The organism is Eikenella sp. HMSC061C02 (assembly GCF_001809035.1).
Classification (GTDB): Bacteria; Pseudomonadota; Gammaproteobacteria; order Burkholderiales; family Neisseriaceae; genus Eikenella; species Eikenella corrodens.
In genome coordinates this window covers 1-25078 of the sequence record NZ_KV795504.1, presented here as the reverse complement: position 1 = coordinate 25078, position 25078 = coordinate 1, and the positions used below count along the sequence as shown (strand labels likewise).

Annotated in this window: 39 protein-coding genes and 1 pseudogene; 35 read left to right on the top strand and 5 right to left on the bottom strand. The window is 47.9% G+C overall.

Annotation, left to right across the window (positions count from 1 at the left end; all coding sequences use genetic code 11):
• The first annotated feature begins 17 nt into the window (after positions 1 to 17).
• Positions 18 to 467 (top strand): hypothetical protein, encoded by a 450-nt coding sequence (locus tag HMPREF2541_RS00210; RefSeq protein WP_070541179.1) that lies wholly within the window; start codon positions 18 to 20, stop codon positions 465 to 467.
• A 265-nt stretch (positions 468 to 732) separates the two neighbouring features.
• Positions 733 to 1821 carry a biotin synthase BioB gene (bioB, locus tag HMPREF2541_RS00205; protein ID WP_083296738.1) on the top strand — a complete coding sequence of 363 codons (1089 nt, stop codon included), beginning with the start codon at positions 733 to 735 and terminating at the stop codon, positions 1819 to 1821.
• Positions 1822 to 2010: 189 nt separating this feature from the next.
• Here the strand turns inward: bioB and HMPREF2541_RS00200 are convergent, their stop codons facing one another.
• Entirely contained in the window at positions 2011 to 2385 is a 375-nt protein-coding gene (locus HMPREF2541_RS00200; RefSeq protein WP_035580651.1) for a DUF4431 domain-containing protein, read from the bottom strand.
• Positions 2386 to 2490: 105 nt separating this feature from the next.
• Positions 2491 to 3018, bottom strand: coding sequence for a DciA family protein (locus HMPREF2541_RS00195; protein ID WP_141744155.1), 528 nt, complete (start codon positions 3016 to 3018; stop codon positions 2491 to 2493).
• Positions 3019 to 3278: 260 nt separating this feature from the next.
• On the opposite strand from HMPREF2541_RS00195, the gene secA reads away from it, so the two are divergent.
• On the top strand, positions 3279 to 6023 hold the full coding sequence (gene secA, locus HMPREF2541_RS00190; RefSeq protein WP_064086375.1) for a preprotein translocase subunit SecA: 2745 nt from the start codon (positions 3279 to 3281) through the stop codon (positions 6021 to 6023).
• A gap of 90 nt (positions 6024 to 6113) precedes the next feature.
• Here the strand turns inward: secA and HMPREF2541_RS12310 are convergent.
• Positions 6114 to 6223 (bottom strand): annotated as a pseudogene (locus tag HMPREF2541_RS12310) (IS5/IS1182 family transposase); the annotation flags it as partial.
• 461 nt (positions 6224 to 6684) lie between these two features.
• Complete coding sequence (lysS, locus tag HMPREF2541_RS00180; protein ID WP_070541177.1) at positions 6685 to 8205, bottom strand: lysine--tRNA ligase; 1521 nt, start codon at positions 8203 to 8205, stop codon at positions 6685 to 6687.
• A 19-nt stretch (positions 8206 to 8224) separates the two neighbouring features.
• Here lysS and HMPREF2541_RS00175 point away from each other — a divergent pair, with 19 nt between their 5' ends.
• A complete protein-coding gene (locus HMPREF2541_RS00175; protein WP_141744154.1) occupies positions 8225 to 8470 on the top strand; it encodes a hypothetical protein in 246 nt (81 codons plus the stop codon).
• Between the two features lie 51 nt (positions 8471 to 8521).
• On the opposite strand, the gene HMPREF2541_RS00170 is transcribed toward HMPREF2541_RS00175, so the two are convergent.
• The gene (locus tag HMPREF2541_RS00170) at positions 8522 to 9364 is read right to left on the bottom strand and encodes a class II glutamine amidotransferase (RefSeq protein ID WP_049259022.1); all 843 of its coding nucleotides are present in this window, start codon (positions 9362 to 9364) and stop codon (positions 8522 to 8524) included.
• Positions 9365 to 9671: 307 nt separating this feature from the next.
• On the opposite strand from HMPREF2541_RS00170, the gene rplC reads away from it, so the two are divergent.
• The 31 genes from rplC (at position 9672) to HMPREF2541_RS00035 (ending at position 25017) form a co-directional block, all read left to right on the top strand.
• Entirely contained in the window at positions 9672 to 10316 is a 645-nt protein-coding gene (gene rplC, locus HMPREF2541_RS00165; protein ID WP_064086373.1) for a 50S ribosomal protein L3, read from the top strand.
• Complete coding sequence (rplD, locus tag HMPREF2541_RS00160; RefSeq protein ID WP_070541175.1) at positions 10316 to 10936, top strand: 50S ribosomal protein L4; 621 nt, start codon at positions 10316 to 10318, stop codon at positions 10934 to 10936. Before rplC ends, rplD begins: the two co-directional genes overlap by 1 nt.
• Positions 10933 to 11247 carry a 50S ribosomal protein L23 gene (gene rplW, locus HMPREF2541_RS00155; protein WP_023887662.1) on the top strand — a complete coding sequence of 105 codons (315 nt, stop codon included), beginning with the start codon at positions 10933 to 10935 and terminating at the stop codon, positions 11245 to 11247. The genes rplD and rplW overlap by 4 nt, the downstream gene beginning before the upstream one ends.
• A 5-nt stretch (positions 11248 to 11252) precedes the next feature.
• Entirely contained in the window at positions 11253 to 12086 is an 834-nt protein-coding gene (gene rplB, locus HMPREF2541_RS00150; protein ID WP_003823800.1) for a 50S ribosomal protein L2, read from the top strand.
• Positions 12087 to 12091: 5 nt separating this feature from the next.
• Complete coding sequence (gene rpsS / locus HMPREF2541_RS00145) at positions 12092 to 12367, top strand: 30S ribosomal protein S19 (protein ID WP_003823801.1); 276 nt, start codon at positions 12092 to 12094, stop codon at positions 12365 to 12367.
• A gap of 8 nt (positions 12368 to 12375) precedes the next feature.
• Complete coding sequence (gene rplV / locus HMPREF2541_RS00140; RefSeq protein WP_003823802.1) at positions 12376 to 12705, top strand: 50S ribosomal protein L22; 330 nt, start codon at positions 12376 to 12378, stop codon at positions 12703 to 12705.
• 9 nt (positions 12706 to 12714) lie between these two features.
• Entirely contained in the window at positions 12715 to 13410 is a 696-nt protein-coding gene (gene rpsC, locus HMPREF2541_RS00135) for a 30S ribosomal protein S3 (RefSeq protein WP_023887663.1), read from the top strand.
• Positions 13394 to 13810: a 50S ribosomal protein L16 gene (rplP, locus tag HMPREF2541_RS00130; RefSeq protein ID WP_003823806.1), complete on the top strand. Its 417-nt coding sequence runs from the start codon at positions 13394 to 13396 to the stop codon at positions 13808 to 13810. The genes rpsC and rplP overlap by 17 nt, the downstream gene beginning before the upstream one ends.
• Positions 13810 to 14007 carry a 50S ribosomal protein L29 gene (gene rpmC / locus HMPREF2541_RS00125; RefSeq protein ID WP_035573964.1) on the top strand — a complete coding sequence of 66 codons (198 nt, stop codon included), beginning with the start codon at positions 13810 to 13812 and terminating at the stop codon, positions 14005 to 14007. The genes rplP and rpmC overlap by 1 nt, the downstream gene beginning before the upstream one ends.
• Complete coding sequence (gene rpsQ, locus HMPREF2541_RS00120) at positions 14000 to 14263, top strand: 30S ribosomal protein S17 (protein ID WP_003823809.1); 264 nt, start codon at positions 14000 to 14002, stop codon at positions 14261 to 14263. Before rpmC ends, rpsQ begins: the two co-directional genes overlap by 8 nt.
• 191 nt (positions 14264 to 14454) lie before the next feature.
• On the top strand, positions 14455 to 14823 hold the full coding sequence (rplN, locus tag HMPREF2541_RS00115) for a 50S ribosomal protein L14 (RefSeq protein ID WP_003823810.1): 369 nt from the start codon (positions 14455 to 14457) through the stop codon (positions 14821 to 14823).
• 11 nt (positions 14824 to 14834) lie between these two features.
• Positions 14835 to 15155 carry a 50S ribosomal protein L24 gene (gene rplX / locus HMPREF2541_RS00110; RefSeq protein ID WP_003823811.1) on the top strand — a complete coding sequence of 107 codons (321 nt, stop codon included), beginning with the start codon at positions 14835 to 14837 and terminating at the stop codon, positions 15153 to 15155.
• Between the two features lie 21 nt (positions 15156 to 15176).
• On the top strand, positions 15177 to 15716 hold the full coding sequence (gene rplE, locus HMPREF2541_RS00105) for a 50S ribosomal protein L5 (RefSeq protein WP_049259021.1): 540 nt from the start codon (positions 15177 to 15179) through the stop codon (positions 15714 to 15716).
• A 2-nt stretch (positions 15717 to 15718) separates the two neighbouring features.
• Positions 15719 to 16024 (top strand): 30S ribosomal protein S14, encoded by a 306-nt coding sequence (rpsN, locus tag HMPREF2541_RS11455; RefSeq protein WP_049259020.1) that lies wholly within the window; start codon positions 15719 to 15721, stop codon positions 16022 to 16024.
• Between the two features lie 18 nt (positions 16025 to 16042).
• Positions 16043 to 16435, top strand: coding sequence for a 30S ribosomal protein S8 (gene rpsH / locus HMPREF2541_RS00100; protein ID WP_003823814.1), 393 nt, complete (start codon positions 16043 to 16045; stop codon positions 16433 to 16435).
• 33 nt (positions 16436 to 16468) lie between these two features.
• Positions 16469 to 17002, top strand: a complete 534-nt coding sequence (gene rplF / locus HMPREF2541_RS00095; protein WP_003823815.1) for a 50S ribosomal protein L6 — start codon at positions 16469 to 16471, stop codon at positions 17000 to 17002.
• A gap of 16 nt (positions 17003 to 17018) precedes the next feature.
• Positions 17019 to 17372: a 50S ribosomal protein L18 gene (rplR, locus tag HMPREF2541_RS00090; RefSeq protein WP_035580660.1), complete on the top strand. Its 354-nt coding sequence runs from the start codon at positions 17019 to 17021 to the stop codon at positions 17370 to 17372.
• Positions 17373 to 17402: 30 nt separating this feature from the next.
• The gene (gene rpsE, locus HMPREF2541_RS00085) at positions 17403 to 17909 is read left to right on the top strand and encodes a 30S ribosomal protein S5 (protein ID WP_003823818.1); all 507 of its coding nucleotides are present in this window, start codon (positions 17403 to 17405) and stop codon (positions 17907 to 17909) included.
• Between the two features lie 2 nt (positions 17910 to 17911).
• Complete coding sequence (gene rpmD, locus HMPREF2541_RS11450; RefSeq protein WP_049259028.1) at positions 17912 to 18097, top strand: 50S ribosomal protein L30; 186 nt, start codon at positions 17912 to 17914, stop codon at positions 18095 to 18097.
• 2 nt (positions 18098 to 18099) lie between these two features.
• Positions 18100 to 18540 carry a 50S ribosomal protein L15 gene (gene rplO / locus HMPREF2541_RS00080; RefSeq protein ID WP_035580663.1) on the top strand — a complete coding sequence of 147 codons (441 nt, stop codon included), beginning with the start codon at positions 18100 to 18102 and terminating at the stop codon, positions 18538 to 18540.
• 49 nt (positions 18541 to 18589) lie between these two features.
• Positions 18590 to 19861 (top strand): preprotein translocase subunit SecY, encoded by a 1272-nt coding sequence (gene secY, locus HMPREF2541_RS00075; RefSeq protein ID WP_003823820.1) that lies wholly within the window; start codon positions 18590 to 18592, stop codon positions 19859 to 19861.
• 25 nt (positions 19862 to 19886) lie between these two features.
• On the top strand, positions 19887 to 20105 hold the full coding sequence (gene infA / locus HMPREF2541_RS11445) for a translation initiation factor IF-1 (protein WP_049259017.1): 219 nt from the start codon (positions 19887 to 19889) through the stop codon (positions 20103 to 20105).
• Between the two features lie 20 nt (positions 20106 to 20125).
• Complete coding sequence (gene rpmJ / locus HMPREF2541_RS11440) at positions 20126 to 20239, top strand: 50S ribosomal protein L36 (RefSeq protein ID WP_049259016.1); 114 nt, start codon at positions 20126 to 20128, stop codon at positions 20237 to 20239.
• A gap of 61 nt (positions 20240 to 20300) precedes the next feature.
• Positions 20301 to 20666 carry a 30S ribosomal protein S13 gene (gene rpsM / locus HMPREF2541_RS00070; protein WP_003823821.1) on the top strand — a complete coding sequence of 122 codons (366 nt, stop codon included), beginning with the start codon at positions 20301 to 20303 and terminating at the stop codon, positions 20664 to 20666.
• A gap of 13 nt (positions 20667 to 20679) precedes the next feature.
• The gene (gene rpsK / locus HMPREF2541_RS00065) at positions 20680 to 21075 is read left to right on the top strand and encodes a 30S ribosomal protein S11 (RefSeq protein ID WP_003823823.1); all 396 of its coding nucleotides are present in this window, start codon (positions 20680 to 20682) and stop codon (positions 21073 to 21075) included.
• 17 nt (positions 21076 to 21092) lie between these two features.
• The gene (gene rpsD, locus HMPREF2541_RS00060) at positions 21093 to 21713 is read left to right on the top strand and encodes a 30S ribosomal protein S4 (RefSeq protein WP_023887669.1); all 621 of its coding nucleotides are present in this window, start codon (positions 21093 to 21095) and stop codon (positions 21711 to 21713) included.
• Positions 21714 to 21742: 29 nt separating this feature from the next.
• Positions 21743 to 22720, top strand: a complete 978-nt coding sequence (gene rpoA, locus HMPREF2541_RS00055) for a DNA-directed RNA polymerase subunit alpha (protein ID WP_003823825.1) — start codon at positions 21743 to 21745, stop codon at positions 22718 to 22720.
• A 27-nt stretch (positions 22721 to 22747) separates the two neighbouring features.
• Positions 22748 to 23134 (top strand): 50S ribosomal protein L17, encoded by a 387-nt coding sequence (rplQ, locus tag HMPREF2541_RS00050; RefSeq protein WP_023887670.1) that lies wholly within the window; start codon positions 22748 to 22750, stop codon positions 23132 to 23134.
• A 394-nt stretch (positions 23135 to 23528) separates the two neighbouring features.
• The gene (locus HMPREF2541_RS00045) at positions 23529 to 24245 is read left to right on the top strand and encodes an AzlC family ABC transporter permease (protein WP_003823827.1); all 717 of its coding nucleotides are present in this window, start codon (positions 23529 to 23531) and stop codon (positions 24243 to 24245) included.
• Positions 24238 to 24540, top strand: coding sequence for an AzlD family protein (locus HMPREF2541_RS00040; RefSeq protein ID WP_064086370.1), 303 nt, complete (start codon positions 24238 to 24240; stop codon positions 24538 to 24540). Before HMPREF2541_RS00045 ends, HMPREF2541_RS00040 begins: the two co-directional genes overlap by 8 nt.
• Positions 24541 to 24825: 285 nt before the next feature.
• On the top strand, positions 24826 to 25017 hold the full coding sequence (locus HMPREF2541_RS00035; RefSeq protein ID WP_064086369.1) for a zinc-finger domain-containing protein: 192 nt from the start codon (positions 24826 to 24828) through the stop codon (positions 25015 to 25017).
• The last annotated feature ends 61 nt before the right edge of the window (positions 25018 to 25078 follow it).

The following is a 25078-nucleotide window of genomic DNA, read 5'->3' as shown; positions in this document are numbered from 1 at the left end:
ATCCTTTAAAATAAATTTTGCTTCCTAAGCCCCATTATAAATATGATATTAGCAAAAGCAACAAAGAGCAGGATTTAAAGCTGGCCAATGCTATGCAGAGAAAGTTGATGATCCCTAAGCTTGGTTTTTACGGGTTTGCCGCTATAGGAATCATTGCTTTAATACAAAAAATATATACCGGTGAGATTCTGACAGAGAAAGATTCTATTGGTTTATTTTTTATGTACTATATGCCTATAGTCATGCCCATAACTATTATTGCAACTATTATTTTTGGAATCTGCCCGCATTGCCATAAAACTCAGGGGCTAAACGGAAAGGTGGTTTCATTTACCGGTTTGTCATTTTCCGTATCCAGAGGGGTATCGCCATTTATTAAGTATTGTGCACGATGCGGCGCACCTCTTTCTAAAAAGGCGGTAGAAGAAGCATATAGAAAATACGAAGAAGTACAGCGGGCAGAGTAAGATAGGGAAAAACAAATATAGTGGGCTTGTTGCTTGCGCAGCATAGGTTTTGCCGATATTTTCAGGTAGCCCATGTTTGTTAAGCCCAAGGCTACCTGAAACGGGATTTGGGGATTTCAGGTAGCCTGCCGTTTGGTTTTTGGCTACACTTGCCGCCTTCGGAACAAAGCTTCCGATCAGTCAGGGCAGGCCGTGGACATTGCGACCCGGCGTTGCCCGTCGGCGACATTGCGCCGCCGCAAACTCTTATTGAAGGAACTCTCCTATGACCACCCTCTCCCCGGTGGCTTTGCGCCGTCAAACCGAGCCTAAGCCGCATCCCACTGCGCAGTATTGGAAAAAATGCGATGTCGAAGCCCTGTTCGGGCTGCCCTTTCTCGACCTCGTATTCCGTGCCGCCGAAATCCACCGCCAAAATTTCAACCCGCGCGAAATCCAGCTCTCTACCCTGCTTTCCATCAAAACCGGCGGCTGCCCGGAAGACTGCGCCTACTGCCCGCAATCGGCGCACCACAACACCAATCTGGGTAAAGAGCAGATGATGGATGTGGGTGAAATCGTGGAAAAAGCCAAAATCGCCAAATCGCGCGGTGCCAGCCGTTTCTGCATGGGCGCGGCATGGCGCGGGCCGAAGCCGAAAGATGTGGCCGTGGTATCCGAAATCATCAGAGCCGTGAAGGGTTTGGGCATGGAAACCTGCGGCACGTTCGGCATGCTGGAAGACGGCATGGCGGAAGACTTCAAAAAAGCCGGCCTGGACTACTACAACCACAACCTCGACACCGACCCCGAGCGCTACAACGACATCATCCATACCCGCAAACACGAAGACCGCATGGACACCCTGGGCAAGGTGCGTAACGCCGGTCTGAAAATTTGCTGCGGCGGCATTGTGGGCATGAACGAAACCCGCGCCGAGCGCGCCGGGCTGATTGCCAGCCTCGCCAACCTCGATCCGCAGCCGGAAAGCGTGCCGATTAACCAGCTGGTGAAAGTGGAAGGCACGCCGCTGGCCGATGCCGAAGATTTGGATTGGACGGAGTTCGTCCGCACCATTGCTGTGGCGCGGATTACCATGCCGAAGAGTTTCGTGCGCCTTTCCGCCGGGCGCAGCAATATGCCCGAATCCATGCAGGCGATGTGTTTTATGGCGGGCGCGAACTCGATTTTCTACGGCGACAAGCTCTTGACCACGGAAAACCCCGACGAAGACGGCGATCGCCTGCTGATGGCCAAGCTGGATTTGGTGCCGCTGGATTATCATGCCGAACCTAGCGAAGCGGCGGAAAGGCTACCTGAAAACCATCACGCAGCCGGCGGTTGCGGCGGCGGACATTGCGGCTGTGCGCATTGAGTTTCAGATTTCAGGTAGCCTTTTCAGGTAGCCTGAAGTGGAAAACAAAAAACAGCATGATGGTGTGTCATGCTGTTTTTATATAGGAGAGAGGCTACCTGAAAGATATTGGGCGTCCCATATACGGCTAGGCAAACGCAACAATCAGCAACCTCAATAGCGTAGGCATACGTTGTCTTATTACCAACCCTACGGTCTATCCGGTGCAGAAATCCTGGCCACCGTGCACAGTACAGGCGTTTGATGGTGTGCAGTGTGAGAGTGGTACAGCGTTTCACACTGTACCCGTGCCATCCTGCCTTTAAACCGCTGATACTGTCGGAAGTTCTCTGGAGACGACATAGCCAGCTGCATCGTCCTCACGCCTGTTTCAGGGGTGTCTATACCATCATCGTCCCCAGGCTTTGGCACAACAGTGATCGGCTTATCCAACACAATAGCCATCCAACCGCCACGCATCGTTTGTAATTTCCCTGTGAATGCCACCGATTCTCCATATTTGTATTCATAGGCTAGGGCGGGTAGGGATGTACACAGCAGCAATAGAGTAAACAGCTTCTTCATTATTTTCTCCTTATACACAAATACATAACTCTTATCATACCCCAACCGCAGCAAAAAAGCAGCCCGTACCGCTGTTGCTGTTATTCCCGAATCGATAACACAGCCTTATTCACCACCTTCTTCCTCTGCATGCCTTGCCAAATACCGCAGCGCCGCCGCCAGCTCCGGGTGGTGTGCCAAATCATCCGCAGCGGCCAAGCACTGTTCGGCGGCGGTGCGGCTCAGTTTGGCTTGTTTTTCTTTCGACCGCTCCTGCTCCGGCGGGCTGATTTTCACCTGCACTTCGCGCACCTCCGGGCACACCGCCCGCCAGGCCGGCAGCAGCCCCGCCGCGAGCATCCGCAGCCGTGCCGCCGCCATATTGTTGCTTGCATACCAAACCAAAACCCCTTCGCGCACCCGCACCGCGCGGCAATGCTGCTGCAACTTGGCCGGCAGCCGTGCTTCCAGTGCTTGGGCGGTATGCCGCCAGCTTTCGGCCTGCATAATCAGGTCGTGCAGCCGCGATTCGCCGCGGCTGAGGTTGTCGCGGCTGTGCAGGCTGTGGTGGCCGGGGTTGAGGCGGTTGAGGTCGGACATATAAAGGCTACCTGAAAAGTGGAGTTGGGCAATGGCAAAGCAGGCAGGATACACCTAAAAACCTCATCAAGAGGCTACCTGAAAACAGGCAAACTGCCGCTGCCGATAAAAAAGCCTGCCCGATGCGCTTGAAATCCTGCCAGGGCGAGCCATATTCCCAAGCGCGAACAGGTTTGATTATGCTAGAATTACCCGTTATTTTACTATCGCAGTGGATGAGATTTGAACCGGAATAAGCCGGCAGGCGAATGCCGCCGCAGTTTGAATCGAGCACACGGGGCAACAGCAATACCGCATAAGGGATTAAATATTTTATGATTACTTCACTGGCCAAGAAAGTGTTCGGCAGCCGCAACGACAGGCTTCTGAAACAATACCGCAAATCCGTGGTACGCATCAACGGCATGGAAAAAGACATCCAGCAGCTCGACGATGCGGCGCTGCAAGCCAAAACCGCAGAATTCAAACAACGGCTCGCCAAGGGCGAAACCTTGGACGACATTTTGGAAGAAGCTTTTGCCGTGTGCCGCGAAGCTTCCCGCCGCACACTGGGCATGCGCCATTTTGATGTGCAGCTCATCGGCGGCATGGTGTTGCACCAGGGCAAAATCGCCGAAATGCGAACCGGCGAGGGCAAAACCCTGGTGGCTACGCTGGCCGTGTATCTGAACGCGCTCGCCGGTAAAGGCGTGCATGTGGTAACGGTAAACGACTACCTCGCCGCCCGCGATGCCGATATCATGGGCCCGCTCTACAACTTCCTCGGCATGAAAGTGGGCGTGATTGTGGCCAATATGGATCAGGCCGCCAAGCACGAAGCCTATAACGCCGACATCACCTACGGTACCAACAACGAGTTCGGCTTCGACTACCTGCGCGACAATATGGTGCACCAGCTGAGCGACAAAGTGCAGCGTGCGCTGAATTTTGCCGTGGTGGACGAAGTAGACTCTATTCTGATTGACGAAGCCCGTACCCCGCTCATCATCTCCGGCCAGGCCGATGACAACACCGATTTGTATTTGGTGATGAATAAAGTGCCCGCCCAGCTGGTACGCCAGAAAGAAGAAGAGGGCGAGGGCGATTATTGGGTGGACGAGAAAAACCGCACCGTATTGCTCAGTGAAGCCGGCCATGAACATGCTGAGCAAATCCTCACCAAAATGGGCCTGTTGCAGGAAGGCGATTCGCTCTATTCCACCGCCAACATCGCCCTGATGCACCACTTGATGGCCGCTTTGCGCGCCCACAGCCTGTTTAATTTGGACGAGCATTATGTGGTGCAAGACGGCGAAATCGTGATTGTGGATGAATTCACCGGCCGCCTGATGACCGGCCGCCGCTGGTCGGAAGGCCTGCATCAGGCCGTGGAAGCCAAAGAAGGCGTGGAAATCCGCCAAGAAAACCAAACCTTGGCCTCCATTACCTTCCAAAACTACTTCCGCCTCTACAGCAAACTCTCCGGCATGACCGGTACCGCCGACACCGAAGCCTACGAGTTCCAAAGCATCTACGGCTTGGAAACCGTGATTATCCCCACTAACCGGCCGATGATCCGCAAAGACTTCAACGATCAGGTATTTCGCACCGCCGAAGAAAAATTTGAAGCCGTGGTGGCCGATATTAAAGAGCGTCATGCCAAAGGTCAGCCCATCCTGGTGGGTACCACCAGCATCGAAAACTCCGAGCTCGTGTCTAATATGCTCTCCCGCGCCGGTTTGGCACACAACGTGTTGAACGCCAAAGAGCACGCCCGCGAAGCCGATATCGTGGCGCAGGCTGGTAAAACCGGCATGATTACCGTGGCCACCAATATGGCCGGCCGCGGTACCGACATCGTACTCGGCGGTAACGTGAAACATCTTAGCCACATCATCCGCAACAATCCCGATTTGAGCGAAGAAGAAAAAGCCGCCCGCATTAAAGAGCTGGAAGACGGCTGGCAGGAAGAGCACGACCGCGTAATCGCTGCCGGCGGCCTGCACATCGTCGGCACCGAGCGCCACGAAAGCCGCCGTATCGACAACCAGTTGCGCGGCCGTTCCGGCCGTCAGGGCGATATCGGCTCCAGCCGCTTCTACCTCTCGTTTGAAGACCCGCTGCTGCGCCTCTTCGCGCTCGACCGCCACGCTGCCTTGCTCGATAAACTGGCGCCGGAACGTGGTGTGCCGATTGAAGCCAATTTGCTTACCCGTCAGATTGAAAGCGCTCAGCGCAAAGTGGAAGGCCGCAACTTCGATATGCGTAAACAAGTGCTGGAATACGACGACGTGGCCAATGATCAGCGCAAGGTTATCTACAGCCGCCGCAACGAAGTGCTGGAAACCGAAGACAACTCCGCCATGATGACCGAGATGCGGCAAGAGGCAATCGAGAATTTGGTTGATCTGTATATGCCCGCCGACAGCATCGAAGAGCAGTGGGATTTGGTGGCGCTGGAGAAACAGCTGTTTGCCGACTTCCATATTCATGCTCCGGTTGCCGAGTGGTTCAAGCAAGACCCCACCCTCGACAACCAAGACGTGAAGGAGCGTGTTTGGAAGCTGGCGCAAGACGACTATGCCGCTAAAACCGAAATGGTCGGTGCCGAATTGATGCGTCAGTTTGAGCGCAATATCTTCCTGCAAGTGATGGACAGCCAATGGCGCGAACATCTTTCTGCTATGGACTATCTGCGTCAAGGCATCCACCTGCGCGGCTACGCTCAGAAGAATCCAAAGCAGGAATACAAAATGGAATCTTTCGAGATGTTCCAAAACCTGTGGCAGAACATCCGCAATGAAACAGCAAGGCTTCTGTCGCAAGTGCGCTTCGAGCTGAATGAGCCGGTGGCCGAGGAAAGTGCTCCCGCGCAAATGGCTTATCAAGAAAACCATGCTCCGGCGCCGGACATTACTTATCTAGCTGCTAATGGCAACGCCGCCGAAGCCGCTGACTTTGCCGAAGACGACTTCAGCCCCGAAGCTCTTGCTGCCCGCGGCCAAATGGTACACCGCAACGACCCCTGCCCCTGCGGCAGCGGCCTGCGCTACAAACAGTGCCACGGCAAATTGAGCTAAACAGCCCCGCTTAAACTGGGTATCAAAGGCTACCTGAAAACCGGATACAGGGTTTCAGGTAGCCTTTTGTTTGGAGTGGTAGGATTTTTATAGTGAATTAAATTTAAACCAGTACAGCGTTGGCGCGCCTTGCCGTACTATTTGTACTGTCTGCGGCTCGTCGCCTTGTCCTGATTTAAATTTAATCCACTATAGTGGGTTAAAAAGTGTGGAACAAGGCGGGTGGGGTGGATGTGCAAGCAGTTCGGCTAGATGAGCTGCAGTAGCGCAGTCTTGTCTTCATTCCCTATGGGTTTTTGAGGAAGATGTTTTCAGGTAGCCTTCTTGGTTGAACAGGCTACCTGAAAACTATCTGGCGTGATGGATTGGCATTACCTGTTACTGAGTGGTTTCAGGTAGCCTGTGATGGCGGATGTATCGGCAGGTAGCGAACTCTATCGGTATTCTCTTAAAGAATGCAGTGCCCTAGACTTGTTGTACTACCTTTGCTGTCGGAGACTTGCAGCCCGGTTTCATTGCTTCGCAGGTGCGATGAAACAGTTTGCTGATGTAATGTTGAAGACTGTCAGAAAAGAGCTATTTTTCAGGTAGCCTTCACAAGCGCAGGGGCCGACAAAAAGGCTACCTGAAATTTCAGGTAGCCTTTGATTAAGCCTGAGGATTAGTTCTGGCCTTCTTCCGGACGCATATGCGGGAACAGGATAACGTCGCGGATGCTCGGGGCGTTGGTCAGCAACATTACCAAGCGGTCGATACCGATACCGCAACCGCCGGTGGGCGGCAGACCGTATTCCATGGCGCGGATGTAGTCGGCGTCGTAGTTCATGGCTTCGTCGTCGCCGGCTTCTTTCTGAGCCACTTGTGATCTGAAGCGATCAGCCTGGTCTTCCGGGTCGTTCAACTCTGAGTAGCCGTTGGCCAGCTCGCGGCCTACTGCAAACAGTTCGAAACGTTCGGTGAGCTTCGGATTGGTATCGGAAGCGCGGGCCAAGGGAGACACTTCAACCGGATAGTCGATGATGAAGGTGGGGTTCCACAGCTTGCCTTCGGCGCAGCCTTCAAATAAGGCCAGCTGCAGGCTGCCGATGCCGGGGGCGGCGGGCAGGTCTTCGCCGTGTTTTACCACTTCTTTTTTCAGCCATTCTTCATCGTTCAGCTGCTCATCGGTGTAGTGCGGATTGTATTTTTTGATCGCGTCCACGATGGTGAGGCGGTCAAAGCGTTTTTCCAGATCCACTTCTTTACCGTTGTAAGGAACGTGCAGGCTGCCGCAAACGGCGTTGGCGCAAGCGCGGATCACGCCTTCGGTCATGTCCATCATGCGGTGGTAGTCGGAGAATGCCTCGTAGAACTCCATCATGGTGAACTCGGGGTTGTGGCGGGCAGACACGCCTTCGTTACGGAAGTTGCGGTTGATTTCAAACACGCGCTCGAAACCGCCTACCACCAAACGTTTCAGATAGAGCTCGGGAGCAATTCGCATAAACAGCGGGATGTCCAGCGCGTTGTGGTGGGTAACGAATGGACGGGCTGCTGCGCCACCGGCAATCGGGTGCATCATCGGGGTTTCCACTTCAAGATACTGCTCGCCAGTCATGAAGTTGCGGATGGTTTGGATGATGCGGCCACGTTTTTTGAAGATTTCGCGCGATTCGGCGTTTACGATCAAATCGGCATAACGCTGGCGGTAGCGGGTTTCCTGGTCTTTCAGGCCGTGCACTTTATCAGGCAGCGGGCGCAGGGCTTTGGCCAACAGGCGGATTTGGCTTACGCGTACGGTCAGCTCGCCGTGGTTGGTTTTAAACAGCACGCCTTCTGCGCCGAGGATATCGCCCAAGTCCCAGTGCTTGAACTCTTCGTGAATCTTCTCACCAACACCCTGGTCGTTTACGTAGAGCTGGATTTGGCCGGAAACGTCTTGCAGGGTGGCGAAGCTGGCCTTACCCATATCGCGTTGCAGCATCATGCGGCCTGCTACCTTGACGGTTACGTTCTTTTCTTCCAACTCTTCCTTAGACAGTTCGCCGTACTGGTTCTGCAGATCACCGGCAAAAGCATTGCGACGGAAGTCGTTCGGGAACGCTACGCCGTGCTTGCGGATTTCTGCCAATTTCTCGCGACGAACTGCCATGACCTGACTTTCGTCTAATTGGGGGGTATCGGTATGTTGAGATTCATTCATGGTATCCATCCATATATTAATGAGAGACAGCACTCTTGGATTTGGTGGCTTGTCTCAGTGGTTGAAAAACTTCATTGCTGAAGATGCCATTGCATCAATGACCCATGCCACAAATTGGACAAAAATCAATGTTTGCATATTCCTTTTTGAGAAACTCTGCAGCTTTATGCAAAGGCATGGCTGTAAAGTAAAGGAAAGGCAAGGTGTATGTCAAGCGATTAAATCAAAAAATTTTCAAGTGTTAATGCTTGGGGTATGGCAATAATGACAACAATCTGGCTGCAGGGCAGCCAGATTGTTGTAGTATTGAGAGAATTTATGCGGCTACGCCGGCAGCACGGGCAATGGCCAAGCCTTCCTGCTGGCTGAGGTAGCGAGGGTTATCCGGGCAATCGCGCAGAATGATGTCGCCATCGCGGAAAGCAACCAATTCATTTACGGCTAGTTGCGTCCAAGTTTCGTTGGCGGTAAGGGGTTGTGTGGCAATAACGGCTACACGGTCATTGGGAGTGGTTACTGCGGCGAAATCTACAGCTACATCGTTATCGATAAGATGCGCTTCACCAAAGGGGGCTTGGCGGATAATGTAGTACAGCAGAGTGCTGGCATGGGCAAACAAGATTTCTCCGTTAGACAGCATAAAGTTGAATAATCCGTGGTGGCGGATTTGTGCTGTGAGTGCGGCCACTTCTGCAAACAATTTGCCCACTGGTGGCTTATGCTCAAAGCGGTTGCGCAGTTGTTCCAGTATGAAGCAGAAGGCACGTTCGGAATCGGTGCTGCCGACAGGGCGGTAGTATTGGCCTTCCTCAGGTTGAAAGCCGCCAAGGTGGCCGTTGTGGGCGAACAGCCAGTATTCGCCCCACATTTCGCGGATGAAGGGGTGGGTATTAGCTAAGCCGACGCTGCCTTGGGTGGCTTTGCGGATGTGGGCGATGACGTTGGTGGATTTGATTTGGTAGGTTTTTACCAAATCGGCTACCGGTGAGCTGGCGCTGGGCTTGTCGTCGTGGAACATACGCACGCCTTTGTTTTCGAAAAAGCCAATGCCAAAGCCGTCGGCATGTCGGTCGGTGAGCCCGCCGCGCAGGCGGAAGCCTTCGAAAGAGAAAACGATGTCGGTGGGGGTGTTGCAGTTCATGCCCAAAAGCTGGCACATGATGAGTTCCTCGAGATTGGTTTTAGTAAAACTGGTAGGTGTTGTACCGCTATGATTATTTTAACGACCTTGAGGCTACCTGAAAACCTGCCTGTTGTTATACCGATATAACGCGTGGCTATATGTTTGCGTTTGGATGATATGCATTTTCAGGTAGCCTGATTCTGCAGAACTAAGGCAAAGTTTCTGCTTGAAAGTTCTAGTGAAAATATATATAGTGTGCGTCTTGGCATTTTTAGCCAAGTTTTTTGTTTTGTCCAAAAGGTCGGCCAATCGTAGCTGACCCCTTGTTATATAAGGAAAAATCATGACTTTAGGTCTGGTTGGACGCAAAGTGGGCATGACTCGCGTGTTTACCGAGCAAGGTGTTTCCGTGCCGGTAACCGTGTTGGAAATGTCTCCTAATCGCGTCACTCAGGTAAAATCCAAAGATACCGACGGCTATACGGCTGTTCAGGTTACCTTTGGTCAGAAGAAAGCTAATCGTGTAAACAAGGCAGAAGCCGGTCACTTTGCAAAAGCAGGTGTTGAGGCTGGTCGCGGTTTGCATGAGTTTGCTTTGACTGAAGAGAAATTGGCTGAATTGAAAGTGGGCGACGAAGTAACTGTTGCTATTTTTGAAGCTGGCCAGTTTGTAGATGTAACCGGCACCTCTAAAGGTAAGGGCTTTGCTGGTACCATCAAGCGCCATAACTTTGGTGCGCAACGTGCTTCTCACGGTAACTCTCGTTCTCACCGTGTTCCTGGTTCTATCGGTATGAACCAAGATCCGGGTCGTGTATTCCCGGGTAAACGTATGGCTGGTCAGTATGGTAATACCACTGCGACCGTGCAGCGTTTGGAAGTGGTTCGTGTGGATGCGGAACGCAATCTGCTGTTGGTTAAAGGTGCTGTTCCTGGTGCTGCCAATGGTGATGTAGTTGTGCGCCCCAGCGTGAAAGTAGGTGCGTAATGGAATTAAAAGTAATTGATGCTAAAGGCCAGGTTTCAGGTAGCCTTGCTGCTTCCGATGCGCTGTTTGCTCGTGAATATAACGAGGCATTGGTTCACCAGCTGGTTACTGCTTTCTTGGCAAATGCCCGTTCTGGCAACCGTGCGCAGCTGACTCGTGCTGAGGTGAAGCACTCCACCAAAAAGCCGTGGCGCCAAAAAGGTACTGGCCGCGCTCGTGCTGGTATGTCTTCTTCTCCGCTGTGGAGAGGGGGTGGTCGTACATTCCCGAGTAAGCCTGATGAAAACTTTACTCAGAAGGTTAATCGTAAGATGTACCGTGCCGGTATGGCGACTATTTTGTCCCAGTTGGTGCGTGATGAGCGCTTGTTTGTGATTGAAGAGCTGTCTGTTGCTACTCCTAAAACCAAAGCTTTTGCTGAACAAGTGAAAAATTTGGGTCTGGAGCAGGTTTTGTTTGTTACCAATCAGCTGGACGAAAACGTATATCTGTCTTCACGTAACCTGCCAAATGTGTTGGTTCTGGAAGCTCAGCAGATTGATCCGTACAGCTTGCTTCGCTATAAAAAAGTAGTGGTAACTAAGGAAGCGGTTGCACAACTTGAGGAGCAATGGGTATGAATCAACAACGTTTGATGAAAGTAATTTTGGCTCCTGTTGTTTCTGAAAAGAGCAATTTGTTGGCTGAGAAACGCAACCAGATGACTTTTAAAGTGTTGCCTGATGCAACCAAGGCAGAAGTTAAAGCTGCTGTTGAATTGTTGTTTGGTGTTCAGGTAGCCTCTGTGACTACAGTTGCAATCAAAGGGAAAGTAAAGCGTTTTGGTCGCACTCTGGGTCGCCGCAGTAATGTGAAGAAAGCTTATGTCAGCTTGGCTGCCGGACAGGAGCTGGATTTGGAATCTGTTGCAGCAGCTGCAGATAAGGAATAAATATTATGGCTATTGTAAAAATGAAGCCGACTTCTGCAGGCCGCCGCGGCATGGTTCGCGTGGTTGCAGAGGGTCTGCATAAGGGTGCTCCTTATGCGCCGCTGGTGGAGAAGAAAAACTCTATCGCTGGCCGCAATCATAACGGTCATATCACTACTCGTCATAAAGGTGGTGGGCATAAACATCACTACCGCGTAGTAGATTTTAAACGCGATAAGGATAATATTCCTGCGAAAGTTGAGCGTATTGAGTACGATCCGAACCGTACTGCTTTCATTGCGCTGCTTTGCTACGCTGATGGTGAGCGCCGTTATATTATTGCTCCTCGCGGTATCCAAGCGGGTGCCGTATTGGTTTCTGGCGCAGAAGCTGCAATCAAAGTTGGTAATGCTTTGCCAATTCGTAATATTCCGGTTGGTACCACCATCCACTGTATCGAGATGAAGCCTGGCAAAGGTGCTCAGATTGCTCGTTCAGCTGGTGCTTCCGCGGTTTTGCTGGCTAAAGAAGGTGTTTACGCTCAAGTTCGCCTGCGCTCAGGTGAAGTGCGTAAGATCCATATTGATTGCCGTGCCACTGTTGGCGAAGTTGGCAATGAAGAGCAAAGTCTGAAGAAAATTGGTAAAGCTGGTGCTAATCGCTGGCGTGGTATTCGTCCGACCGTCCGCGGTGTGGTAATGAACCCTGTGGATCACCCGCATGGTGGTGGTGAGGGTCGTACCGGTGAGGCTCGTGAGCCTGTCAGCCCATGGGGTACTCCGGCTAAGGGTTACCGAACTCGTAATAATAAGCGTACGGACAATATGATCGTTCGTCGCCGCTATTCAAATAAAGGTTAATTGATATGGCTCGTTCATTGAAAAAAGGTCCATATGTCGATCTGCACCTGCTGAAAAAAGTTGATGCTGCTCGCGCCGGCAATGATAAGCGTCCTATTAAAACATGGTCTCGCCGCTCAACAATTCTCCCTGATTTTATTGGGTTGACTATTGCGGTACATAATGGTCGCACTCACGTGCCTGTGTTTATTAGCGATAATATGGTTGGCCATAAGTTGGGTGAGTTTGCGCTTACTCGTACTTTTAAAGGACACTTGGCTGATAAAAAGGCTCAGAAATAAGGTGAATCATGAGAGTATCTGCACAACATAAAAACGCCCGTATTTCTGCTCAAAAAGCCCGGTTAGTTGCTGATTTAATTCGAGGCAAAGAGGTAGAGCAAGCTCTTAATATTTTGACGTTTAGCACAAAGAAAGGTGCTGAGCTGATTAAAAAGGTATTAGAGTCTGCTATCGCTAATGCTGAGCATAACGAAGGCGCTGACATTGATGAGCTTAAAGTTGTAACGATTTTTGTGGACAAGGGGCCGAGCTTAAAACGATTCCGTGCCCGGGCAAAAGGTCGTGGCAACCGTATTGAAAAACAAACGTGTCATATTAATGTGACAGTAGGAAACTAAGGAAAAGCTATGGGACAAAAAATTCATCCAACTGGCTTTCGCCTAGCTGTAAATAAAGACTGGTCATCTAAGTGGTTTGCCAAGAGCACAGAATTTGCTGCTGTATTGAAGCAGGATATCGATGTGCGTGATTATTTGCGTAAGCGCTTAGCCAATGCTTCAGTAGGCCGCGTAGTGATTGAGCGTCCGGCTAAATCTGCTCGCATCACCATTCATACTGCACGCCCCGGTGTCGTGATTGGTAAAAAGGGCGAGGATATTGAGGTATTGAAGCAAGATTTGCAACAATTGCTTGGTGTTCCTGTTCATGTGAATATCGAAGAAATTCGCAAACCTGAATTGGATGCGCAAGTTATTGCTGATGGCATCGCTCAGCAGTTGGAAAAACGTGTACAGTTCCGTCGCGCAATGAAGCGTGCTATGCAAAATGCTATGCGTGCTGGCGCTAAAGGTATCAAAATCATGACTTCAGGGCGTCTGAATGGCGCGGATATCGCTCGTAGCGAATGGTATCGTGAGGGTCGTGTGCCGTTGCATACTTTGCGAGCAGCTGTTGAATATGCCACTAGCGAGGCGCATACCACCTATGGTGTTATAGGCCTGAAAGTATGGGTTTATAAGGGCGAGACTGGACAGTTGTTGGAAAATGCCAACACTGAGAATAAGCGTAGAAAAGGAGGTGGCCGCCATGCTACAGCCGGTTAGAATGAAATATCGCAAGCAGCATAAAGGTCGCAATACTGGTGTCGCTACTAATGGATACGATGTCAGCTTTGGTAATTTTGGTTTGAAGGCAATTGGTCGTGGCAGATTAACGGCTCGACAGATTGAAGCGGCTCGACGTGCTATGACTCGTCATATTAAGCGTGGTGGGCGTATTTGGATTCGTGTATTCCCAGATAAACCTATTACTGAAAAACCAATCCAAGTGCGTATGGGTGGCGGTAAAGGCTCTGTAGAGTATTATGTCGCTGAAATCAAGCCTGGCAAAGTGCTCTATGAAATGGATGGAGTATCAGAATCCTTGGCTAGAGAGGCGTTTGCTTTAGCGGCTGCAAAATTGCCTATACGTACAACTTTTGTGTCCCGGCAGGTAGGTAAATGATGAAAATGATTGATTTAAAAGACAAATCATTGGAGCAGCTAGAGGCTGATCTGGTTGGTTTGTTAAAGACGCAATTTAGTTTGCGTATGCAACATGCTACTGGCCAGCTAAGCAAGAATAGTGAGTTGAAGCGCGTTCGTCGTGATATTGCTCGCGTAAAAACCAAGTTAGCTGAGAAAGGGGTTGGCAATGAGTGATGCCAAAATTGTTCGAACTTTGCAAGGTAGGGTGATCAGTGACAAGATGGATAAAACAGTAACCGTCTTGATTGAGCGCAGAGTAAAACACCCCTTGTACGGTAAGATTATCCAGCGATCCACTAAAATTCATGCTCACGATGAGCGAAATGAGTGCAAAGTGGGTGATGTGGTGGTAATTGCTGAGGGTCGCCCTTTGTCCAAGACAAAGTCATGGGTTGTCCAAAGCCTGCTTGAGAAGTCTCAAGAAATTTAGTTGTAATTTTGGTATTTTTGTAGGCGAGGTCTTGCAGTAGGAAAGAAAAAGCTGTAAACTCCTCGCCTTTCTAGCTTCTAGTTTCCTAGGAGTTTCTCCCTGTCGGGGCCAAAACTGATCTATTTTGGTAGATGCTGGTCATCTATTTAATGACTAATGATAGGTTAAGTTGGTTTTAAAAAGGTAATGACATGATTCAGATGCAGACTATTTTGGATGTGGCTGATAACTCTGGTGCTCGTCGCGTTATGTGCATTAAGGTGCTTGGTGGTTCTAAGCGCCGTTATGCAAGCGTTGGTGATGTTATTAAGGTATCGGTTAAAGATGCGGCTCCGCGTGGCCGAGTGAAAAAAGGTGATGTATATAATGCTGTTGTTGTTCGTACAGCTAAAGGCATTCGCCGTGCAGATGGTGCGTTAATTAAATTTGATAATAATGCTGCTGTACTGCTAAATGCTAAGCTTGAGCCTATGGGTACGCGAATTTTTGGGCCGGTAACGCGTGAATTGCGTACTGAGCGGTTCATGAAGATTGTTTCGTTGGCTCCTGAGGTGATCTGAGAGATAAGATTATGAGTAAAATTATTAAGGGCGATCATGTTGTTGTTATCTCGGGTAGAGATAAAGGCAAGCAGGGGCAAGTTACCCGTTTGTTAGGTGATAAGGTGGTTGTTGAGGGTGTGAATCTTGTTAAGAGGCACCAAAAGCCTAATCCTATGCGTAATGTTGAGGGTGGTGTGGTTATCAAAAATATGCCTATTCACATTTCAAACGTCGCTATTTATAACAAAGAGACGCAGAAAGCGGATCGAGTTGGTGTCAAGTTGATTGATGATGATGGCAAGGTTAGACGTGTGAGAGTGTTTAAGTCTAACGGTGCTGAGTTGGCTTAAGTTGAGCTAAGGAATTTAGGTATGGCACGGTTGAGAGAGTTTTATATTGAGACGGTTGTTCCTGCGTTGATGTCGCAGTTTGGATATAAGTCCATCATGGAGGTTCCTCGTATTGAAAAGATAACATTAAATATGGGGGTTGGTGAGGCAGTTGCTGATAAAAAAGTGATGGAGCATGCTGTTAGCGATTTGGAGAAAATTGCTGGGCAAAAACCTGTTGTTACTTTGGCTAGGAAATCAATTGCTGGGTTTAAGATTCGTGATGACTATCCGGTTGGTTGTAAGGTTACTCTCCGTAAGGAGAGGATGTTTGAATTCTTGGATAGATTGATTTCTGTAGCTTTGCCGCGTGTTAGAGACTTTCGAGGGGTTAATGGTAAATCTTTTGATGGTCAAGGTAATTATAATATGGGTGTTCGTGAGCAGATTATTTTCCCTGAGATTGAGTACGACAAGATTGATACACTTCGTGGGTTGAATATTACAATTACCACTACTGCGAAAACAGATGAAGAGGCAAGAGCATTGCTTTCGCTTTTTAAATTTCCATTTAAGGGATAATCATGGCAAAAAAAGCTCTTATTAATCGAGAGGCTAAACGCGTTGCGCTTGCAAAAAAGTATGCTGCGAAGAGGGCTGCAATTTTTGCAGTAATTAATGATGCAGGGGTAAGTGATAAAGAGCGATTTGAGGCTCGTTTAAAGCTCCAAGCTATTCCTCGAAATGCATCACCTATTCGTCAAAGAAGACGCTGTGCTTTAACGGGTCGACCACGTGGCACCTTCCGTAAGTTTGGTTTAGGGCGTACTAAGATTCGCGAAATTGCGATGCGTGGTGAGATTCCTGGTGTTATTAAGGCCAGCTGGTAAATTTAAGGATAAATAGTAATGAGTATGCATGATCCTATTTCTGATATGCTGACTCGCATTCGTAATGCGCAGCGTGCAAATAAAGCTTCCGTTGCTATGCCTTCTTCTAAGGTGAAATGTGCAATTGCTAAAGTTCTGCAGGAGGAAGGGTATATTGATAGCTTTTCGGTGTCTTCAGGTGTGAAGCCCATTTTGGAAATTCAGTTGAAATATTACCTAGGAAAGCCGGTAATTGAGCAAATTAAGAGAGTTTCTCGTCCCGGCTTAAGAGTATATAAGGGTGCAGATTCAATTCCGCGAGTTATGAATGGGTTGGGTATTGCTATCGTTAGTACATCCAAGGGTGTGATGACTGGGCATAAGGCTCTTGCCGCAGGTGTGGGTGGCGAGTTGTTGTGCGTTGTGGCTTAACTTTAAGTAGCCAATTAAGGAGCTTTATTTAAAATGTCTCGTATAGCAAAAAATCCAGTGCATGTCCCTACTGGTCTTGATGTTGAGCTTGGGGCTGGTAAGTTGGTAATAAAGAATAAGAGTGACAAGTTGAGTGTTGCAGTGCCTAGCAGTATATCTGTTCAGTTTGCTGATGGGCAGTTAGCATTTTCTGCTGTTGCTAATACTAAAGAAGCAGATGCAATGTCAGGTACTATTCGGGCTATTGCAGCTAATATGGTTAAAGGGTTGGCTGAAGGGTTTGAGAAAAGATTGCAGTTGGTTGGCGTAGGGTATCGTGCGCAGGCTCAAGGTTCTACCTTGAATCTTTCTTTGGGATTCTCACACCCTGTTGTTTATGATATGCCAGAAGGTGTTTCTGTTCAAACACCGACTCCTACAGAGATAGTGTTAAAGGGAGCCAATAAGCAAATTGTAGGGCAGGTAGCAGCTGAAATTCGTGGTTTTCGACCTCCTGAGCCTTATAAAGGCAAGGGTGTACGCTATTTGGATGAAGTGGTAGTTTTGAAAGAAGCAAAGAAAAAATAGCTAAGGAATTGCATTCATGGATAAGTATACTAGAAGAGCTCGTCGTGCACATAAAGCACGTGCACGCATAAAGCAGCTTGGAGAGATTAGGCTGTGTGTATTTCGAAGCAATAACCATATTTACGCGCAGATAATTGATGCGAGTGGAGGTGTCGTTTTGTCTCAGGCTTCCACGCTAGAGTCAGAGGTAAGGAAAAGCTTAGACTCATGCAGTAATGTTCAAGCTGCATCTTTAGTGGGTAAAAGAATTGCAGAAAAAGCTAAAGCATTGGGTATTGAGAGAGTTGCTTTTGATAGATCTGGTTTTCAGTATCATGGGCGTGTCAAAGCGTTGGCAGAGGCTGCTCGTGAAAATGGCTTGAATTTTTAGAATAATAGTTACAGAGTTGAGGATCAGATTATGGCAAAGCAAGATATTGAAGAGCGTAATGATGGATTGATTGAAAAAATGGTTGCCGTTAATCGTGTCACCAAGGTAGTTAAGGGTGGTCGAATTATGGCGTTTTCAGCGCTGACAGTGGTTGGCGATGGTGATGGCCGCATTGGAATGGGGAAGGGTAAATCTAAAGAAGTACCCGTTGCGGTTCAGAAAGCTATGGATCAGGCTAGACGTTCAATGATTAAGGTGTCATTGAATAATGGAACTATTCACCATGAGGTGGTTGGTAAACATGGTGCTACAAAGGTGTTTATGCAGCCTGCCAAAGAAGGTAGTGGTGTAAAGGCTGGCGGCCCAATGCGACTAATTTTTGAAGCAATGGGTGTTCATAATATTTCAGCAAAAGTACATGGTTCTACTAATCCATATAATATCGTTCGAGCCACTTTGGACGGCTTGGCAAAATTATATACCCCAAGTGAGGTAGCAGCTAAGCGCGGTATATCTGTGGAAGAGTTAGGGGTTTAATGATGAGTACACAAAAGACAATTACTGTAACGCTTACTAAGAGCTTAATTGGTACGGTTGAATCTCATCGGCAGTGTGTCCGTGGTTTGGGTTTGCGCCATCGGCATCATTCAGTTGAAGTGCTAGATACTCCTGAAAATCGTGGAATGATTAATAAAGTAAGTTATCTCTTGAAGGTTGGGGGCTGATTATGTTTTTGAATACAATTCAACCATCTGTAGGCTCTTCTCATGCTAAGCGTCGTGTTGGGCGCGGCATTGGTAGTGGTCTTGGTAAGACATGTGGTCGTGGACATAAGGGGCAAAAAAGCCGTGCTGGGGGATTCCATAAGGTTGGTTTCGAAGGTGGGCAGATGCCTCTCCAGCGCCGTCTTCCCAAGAGAGGCTTTAAGCCAATCTCTTCTTTACAGGTTGCAGTTATTACCTTGTCTGACTTAAATAAAGTGAGTGGTAAAGAGGTTGATATCCTAACGTTAAAACAAAATGGTTTATTAAACTCTAGGGTGAACGCAGTTAAGGTGGTTGCCACTGGGTCTATCTCTAAAGCGCTGACTGTCCGTAGCGACATTAAGGTTACAAAAGGTGCTCAGGCAGCTATTGAAGCTGTTGGTGGAGTTGTAGAGCCGTCTTGATATTTTTTAAAAATATCAAGCGGCGGCTATAATTAGGAATTTAGCAAGAATGAATGATTTAAGAAGACGCCTGTTATTTTTGCTCGGGGCTCTTATCGTCTTTAGGGTAGGGGCTCATATTCCTGTGCCTGGAGTCAATGCTGCAGCACTCGCTAATAGTTTTAAGGAAGGTAACGCTGGTATTTTGGGAATGCTTAATCTCTTTTCGGGAGGTTCTTTAGAGAGGTTTAGTATTTTTGCCATAGGAATTATGCCATATATTTCAGCATCTATTATTATTCAATTGGTTGCTGAGGTGCTTCCATCGTTAAAGGCCTTAAAAAAGGAGGGTGAAGCCGGTCGTCGAACTTTAACCAAATATACTCGTTGGGGAACTTTGCTTGTTGCGGTCGTACAGGCATTTGCAGCGGCAGCAGTTGTTTACCAGCGACCAGATCTTGTAGTGATTGGGCGGACAGAGTTCTATATTTCTGCAATTACATGTCTGGTGACTGGTACCATGTTCTTGATGTGGCTTGGGGAGCAGATGACTGAACGTGGTATTGGTAATGGGGTTTCACTATTAATTACAGCAGGCATCGTGGCGGCCCTCCCTAGTGCGGTTAGTAACTTGTTAAATTTGGCAATTACCGGTGCTAGTGGCTATGGGACAATTCTTTTTGTATTGTTTGGTGGGTTGTGCCTGATTTATATCGTTGTTTATATTGAGAGTGGCCAGCGTAAGATTCCTATTCATTATGCGCGTCGACAAATCGGGAACCGAATTGTACAAGGGCAAAAAACCCATTTGCCATTTAAAATAAACATGGCAGGCGTGATTCCTCCGATTTTTGCATCTAGCGTAATTTTGTTCCCATCACAGATTATTGGATGGCTGGATAAAAGAGTGGATGGTAATGCGTTTGTTGATTTTATCTCTGCTAACCTTTCCCCAGGTAAATCTTTATATTTGGTAGTATTTACAGCAGCCATAATTTTCTTCTGCTATTTTTATACTGCACTAGTATTTAGTCCAAGAGAAATGGCTGAGAATTTAAAGAAGAGTGGGGCTTTTGTCCCAGGTATCCGGCCGGGTGAGCAAACTTCAAATTATTTGGAAAAAGTAGTTATGCGTCTTACCTTCTTTGGTGCGTTGTATATAACTATTATTTGCTTGATTCCAGAGTTTGTTACAGGAGTGCTAGGCATCCCATTTCATTTGGGTGGGACATCTCTTCTTATTTTAGTTGTTGTTACTATGGACTTTGGTACTCAAGTTGCCTCCTACCGTATGAACCAACAGTATGAGCATTTAATGAGAAAGAGTTCAGCTAAGAAGTAATTGTACTCTGTAAGTAAAAGAGATTATGGCTAAAGAAGATACTATACAAATGCAGGGTGAGGTGTTGGAAACTTTGCCTAATGCAACTTTTAAGATTAAACTAGAAAATGGCCATGAAGTATTAGGGCATATTTCTGGGAAGATGCGGATGCACTATATCCGGATTTCACCTGGTGATAAGGTTACTGTAGAAATGACACCTTATGACTTATCCCGTGCTCGTATCGTTTTTCGAGCTCGTTAAATCATGAAAAAGGAAAATAAATGCGTGTTCAACCATCGGTAAAGAAGATTTGTCGCAATTGCAAGGTTATTCGTCGCAATCGCGTTGTGAGGGTGATCTGTACAGATCCGCGTCATAAACAGCGACAAGGCTAATTTGTTTTAAAATAAAAATATGCTATGTTTGTGTAGCTTTTCGTCTTAAAGGAAACGAAGAATGGCTCGTGTTGCAGGAGTGAATATTCCTAATAATGCCCATGTTGTAATTGGGTTGCAGGCAATTTATGGTATTGGTGCAAGTCGTGCAAAATTGATTTGTAATAATGCAGCTATTGCCCCTGATACTAAGGTAAAGGATTTGACAGAGGGACAGTTGGATGCTTTGCGTGAACAGGTTGCGCAGTATGAGGTTGAAGGTGATTTGCGTCGCGAAATTACTATGAATATCAAGCGATTGATTGATATGGGTTGCTACCGTGGCTTTCGTCACCGTCGTGGTTTGCCGTGTCGTGGGCAGCGTACTAGGACTAATGCACGTACTAGAAAAGGTCCTCGTAAGGCAATTGCAGGCAAAAAAGGTTAGGAGATTAAGTTAAATGGCTAAAGCAACTACAGCTGCGCGTACGCGTAAAAAAGTACGGAAAGTAGTGAATGATGGTATCGTCCATATTCATGCTTCTTTTAATAATACTATTATTACTATCACTGATCGACAGGGTAATGTTTTGTCTTGGGCTACATCTGGTGGTGCAGGATTTAAAGGTTCTCGCAAAAGTACTCCCTTTGCTGCTCAAGTGGCTGCAGAAGCAGCTGGTAAGGCCGCACAGGAGTATGGTGTGAAGAATTTGGAAGTTCGCATTAAAGGGCCTGGGCCTGGTCGAGAATCTTCTGTCCGCTCTCTAAATGCTATTGGTTTTAAGATTGTAAGTATTACTGATGTTACTCCATTGCCTCATAATGGATGTCGTCCACCTAAAAAACGTCGTATTTAATCTGGAGTAATTAACTTATGGCACGTTATATTGGCCCTAAATGCAAATTAGCTCGTCGTGAAGGTAGCGATCTTTTTTTGAAAAGTGCGCGCCGTTCTATTGAATCAAAATGTAAACTCGAAAATGCCCCTGGTCAGCATGGTGCAAGAAGAGGCCGTTTATCTGATTATGGTATCCAGCTGCGTGAGAAACAAAAAATCCGCAGATTATATGGCGTGCTAGAGAGACAGTTCCGCCGTTATTTTGCTGAAGCCTCACGCCGTAAGGGTGCTACTGGTGAGTTGTTGTTGCAACTGCTTGAGTCACGGTTGGATAACGTAGTATATCGCATGGGTTTTGGTTCTACTCGTGCCGAAGCTCGTCAGTTGGTGTCTCATAAAGCAATTTTGGTAAATGGTGAAGTAGTTAATATCCCATCTTTCCAAGTGAAAGCTGGAGATACTGTTTCTGTGAGGGAAAAAGCTAAGAAGCAGGTTCGTATCCAGGAATCATTGCAGTTGGCTACTCAGATTGGCTTGCCAAGTTGGGTTTCTGTAGATGTCGATAAACAAGAGGGCGTATTTAGAAATATGCCTGATCGTGTTGACTTGTATAGCGATATTAACGAACAGTTAGTGGTTGAGTTTTACTCAAAATAATTTCATTGGCTCAAAAAAGGGGCAGTTAAATGCAAAACAGCACCTATGAATTTCTGAAGCCGCGACAGATTGATGTAGATGCCTTGTCTGCAACGCGTGCAAAAGTTTTTATGGAGCCATTTGAGCGGGGTTTTGGTTATACATTAGGCAATGCATTGCGTCGTATATTGCTGTCATCAATGAATGGTTTTGCACCTACAGAGGTAGTAATTGATGGCGCACTGCATGAATATTCTACTTTAGATGGTGTTCAGGAAGATGTTGTAGATATCTTGCTGAATATTAAAGGTGTGGTATTCAAGCTTCAGGGTCGTGATTCGGTTCAGGTTAGCTTAAATAAATCAGGTAGTGGTGTGGTAACTGCTGCTGATTTAGAATTGCCGCATGATGTGGAAGTAATTAATCCAGAACATGTTATTTGCCGCTTGTCTGATAATGGCAAGATTGAACTGACAATTACTGTGGAAAAAGGCCGTGGCTATCAAACTGTTAGCAGCAGGAATGATGACCACAAACAAATTGGCGCTATTCATTTGGATGCCAACTTTTCTCCAGTTCATCGTGTTAGCTTTGAGGTTCAGGCTGCTCGTGTGGAGCAGCGGACGGACTTAGATTGCTTGGTTTTAGATATTGAAACCAATGGTGCAATTGATCCAGAGGAGGCTGTGCGTCGGGCAGCTCGTATACTGATTGATCAGATGTCAGTATTTGCTGACTTGGAAGGGACGCCGGTCGAGGAGTCGAAAGAAGAAGCACCGCCTATCGACCCGATTCTGCTACGCCCAGTAGATGATTTGGAATTGACAGTTCGCTCAGCGAATTGCTTGAAAGCTGAAGACATCTACTATATTGGTGATTTGATTCAGCGAACCGAAACTGAATTGCTGAAGACTCCGAATTTGGGCAGAAAATCTTTGAACGAGATTAAAGAAGTATTGGCTTCAAAAGGCTTGACCTTGGGTTCGAAACTAGATGTGTGGCCACCTGTTGGTTTGGATAAGCCTTAATATTTAATTGAAAAGGATAATAAAATTATGCGTCATGGTAATGCCAACCGCAAATTAAACCGTACAAGCAGCCATCGTGCAGCGATGTTGCGTAATATGGCTAACTCGCTTTTAACCCATGAAACTATCGTGACTACTTTGCCTAAAGCTAAAGAGTTGAGACGAGTAGTAGAGCCTTTGATTACTTTGGGTAAGAAGCCTTCTTTGGCTAATCGCCGTACCGCCTTCAATAGAACTCGCGACAGAGATGTTGTAGTTAAACTATTCGATGAGTTGGGTACTCGTTTTGCCAACCGTAATGGTGGTTATGTGCGTATTTTGAAATATGGCTTCCGTAAGGGCGATAATGCGCCGTTAGCATTGGTGCAGTTGACCGATTTGGCCGCTGAAGACTCAAATACTGAAGCAGCATAACTGCATAATTAAGTTAAAAGCTGGATCCTATGTATGATTGCATGGGATTCAGCTTTAATTTATATGGGTTTAGGTTTTGTAGTTGACGTATATAGCGCAAGTCAACTGAACTTTTACTACGGTACTGTTTGTAGCTCGCTGCCTTGTGTTTGAGAGCCAATTTAGTTGGTTATAGCTGGAGCAATTATTTTCATACAAGCTGACGAGCTGAATGCGGTATATAAAGTATAGCGATAGGTGAGTCGTTGCTGTTGGTGAATATAGTTGCAGAGCAAAAGTCGGTCATTCTTCTTTATGTACTCACTTGTATTGCAGAGAGGGATACTTGTATCAAAATAGCGCTAGTTTTCATAGCACTTATCTAATGCACCTAATCTAATCAAGTTTTATTATTATGCACCATTCCTCCACTTTTGCTGAATTCCGGCGCGGTATTATTGAAGCTACCCCTATCTTGATAGGGGTGATGCCATTTGGATTGATTTTGGGTACTCGGGCTGCGCAGCAAGGAATGAGTTGGTTGGAGGTGGTATTGATGATGGGGCTGAACTTTGCGGGCGGTTCCGAATTTGCCGCAGTCAGTTTGTGGCAAAGTCCGCTGCCCGTTCTGCTGATTATTGGCACTACTTTTCTCATTAACAGCCGGCATATTTTGATGGGCGTGGCATTTATCCCGTTTATCCGGCATTTGCCATTGAAGAAGCTGTTGCCGGTATTGTTCTTTATGACCGATGAAAGTTGGGCGATGAGCCTGGCCGATGCCGGGAAGCGGCAGCAGGCAGGGTTGCCTGCGTTTAGTCTGCCTTACTATTTCGGCACGGCTGCTGCATTGTATTTGCTGTGGATAACTTGCGGCTTCATCGGTGCTCGATTTGGCTATTTGCTTGGAAATGTGGAAAACTTAGGTTTCGGCATGGCTTTCCCGGCCGTGTTTCTAGTGCTGATACGGGGAATGTGGCGCACTTGGCGGGCAGCCTTGCCGTGGCTGGCCAGCCTGATAAGTGCTGCCGGTGTTTACCTCTTATTGCCGCACAACGGCTGGTATGTGCTGGCCGGTACGTTTGTCGGCTTGGCGTGGGCGTTTTTCGACCAAGGGGCGCAGCATGATTAGCCGCGCCTCCCTGCTGGCCGTTTTAGGCATGCTGGCCGTAACCTATTCCACCCGGCTGATCGGTTTTTTCGCCTTCCGCAACCGCATGTTGTCGGCAAGGGCCAAGCGTGTGATGACAGCAGCACCCGGCTGCGTGCTGATTTCAGTCATCGCGCCCCATTTTGTATCTAACAAACCGCATGAATTAGTGGCTTTGGCCATCACGCTATTGGCGGCTAGCCGTCTGCCGATGTTGCCCACCGTGCTGATTGCCGTAGCCAGCAGCGGTTTGCTGGGCTGGCTGATGGCAGGATGAGGCTACCTGAAAGTTTCCGCTAAGCCCGTCTGATTGCCCCCTATTTTCAGGTAGCCTTTCTACCAACACGGACGTGCTCCACCATAGCTGCATGCTACACCTCCCATTCAAGCATCGGTATAATCCCGTTATGTTGGCTGAATCAGTAAGCCAGTCAAATACATTTCCATCATAAGGCATAAGGCGGCACGGCAATATATCAAGCCGATAGTATGCAACCGAGGCGGCTTGGCTGCTGCCGAAAGTGCCAGCCACCACGCCAACTGCCCAATAAGGACAATCTCCATGCCCTACCAAACACAGCCTCCCATCGTTATTACTCCTGCCGATCTGCCTCTGCACTGCAGCGGCCCCACGCACGAAGCCTGGAATGGCCACCCGCGCGTATTTTTGCCGATTACTTCCAACGGCAGTATCGAATGCCCGTATTGTGGCAGCATTTATCAGCTCAATGGTGAAGTAGATCGGCATCACTAACGCACAGTTTTAGTATAGCGGGGCTTCTATAGTGAATTAAATTTAGGGGCTTAGGAAGCAA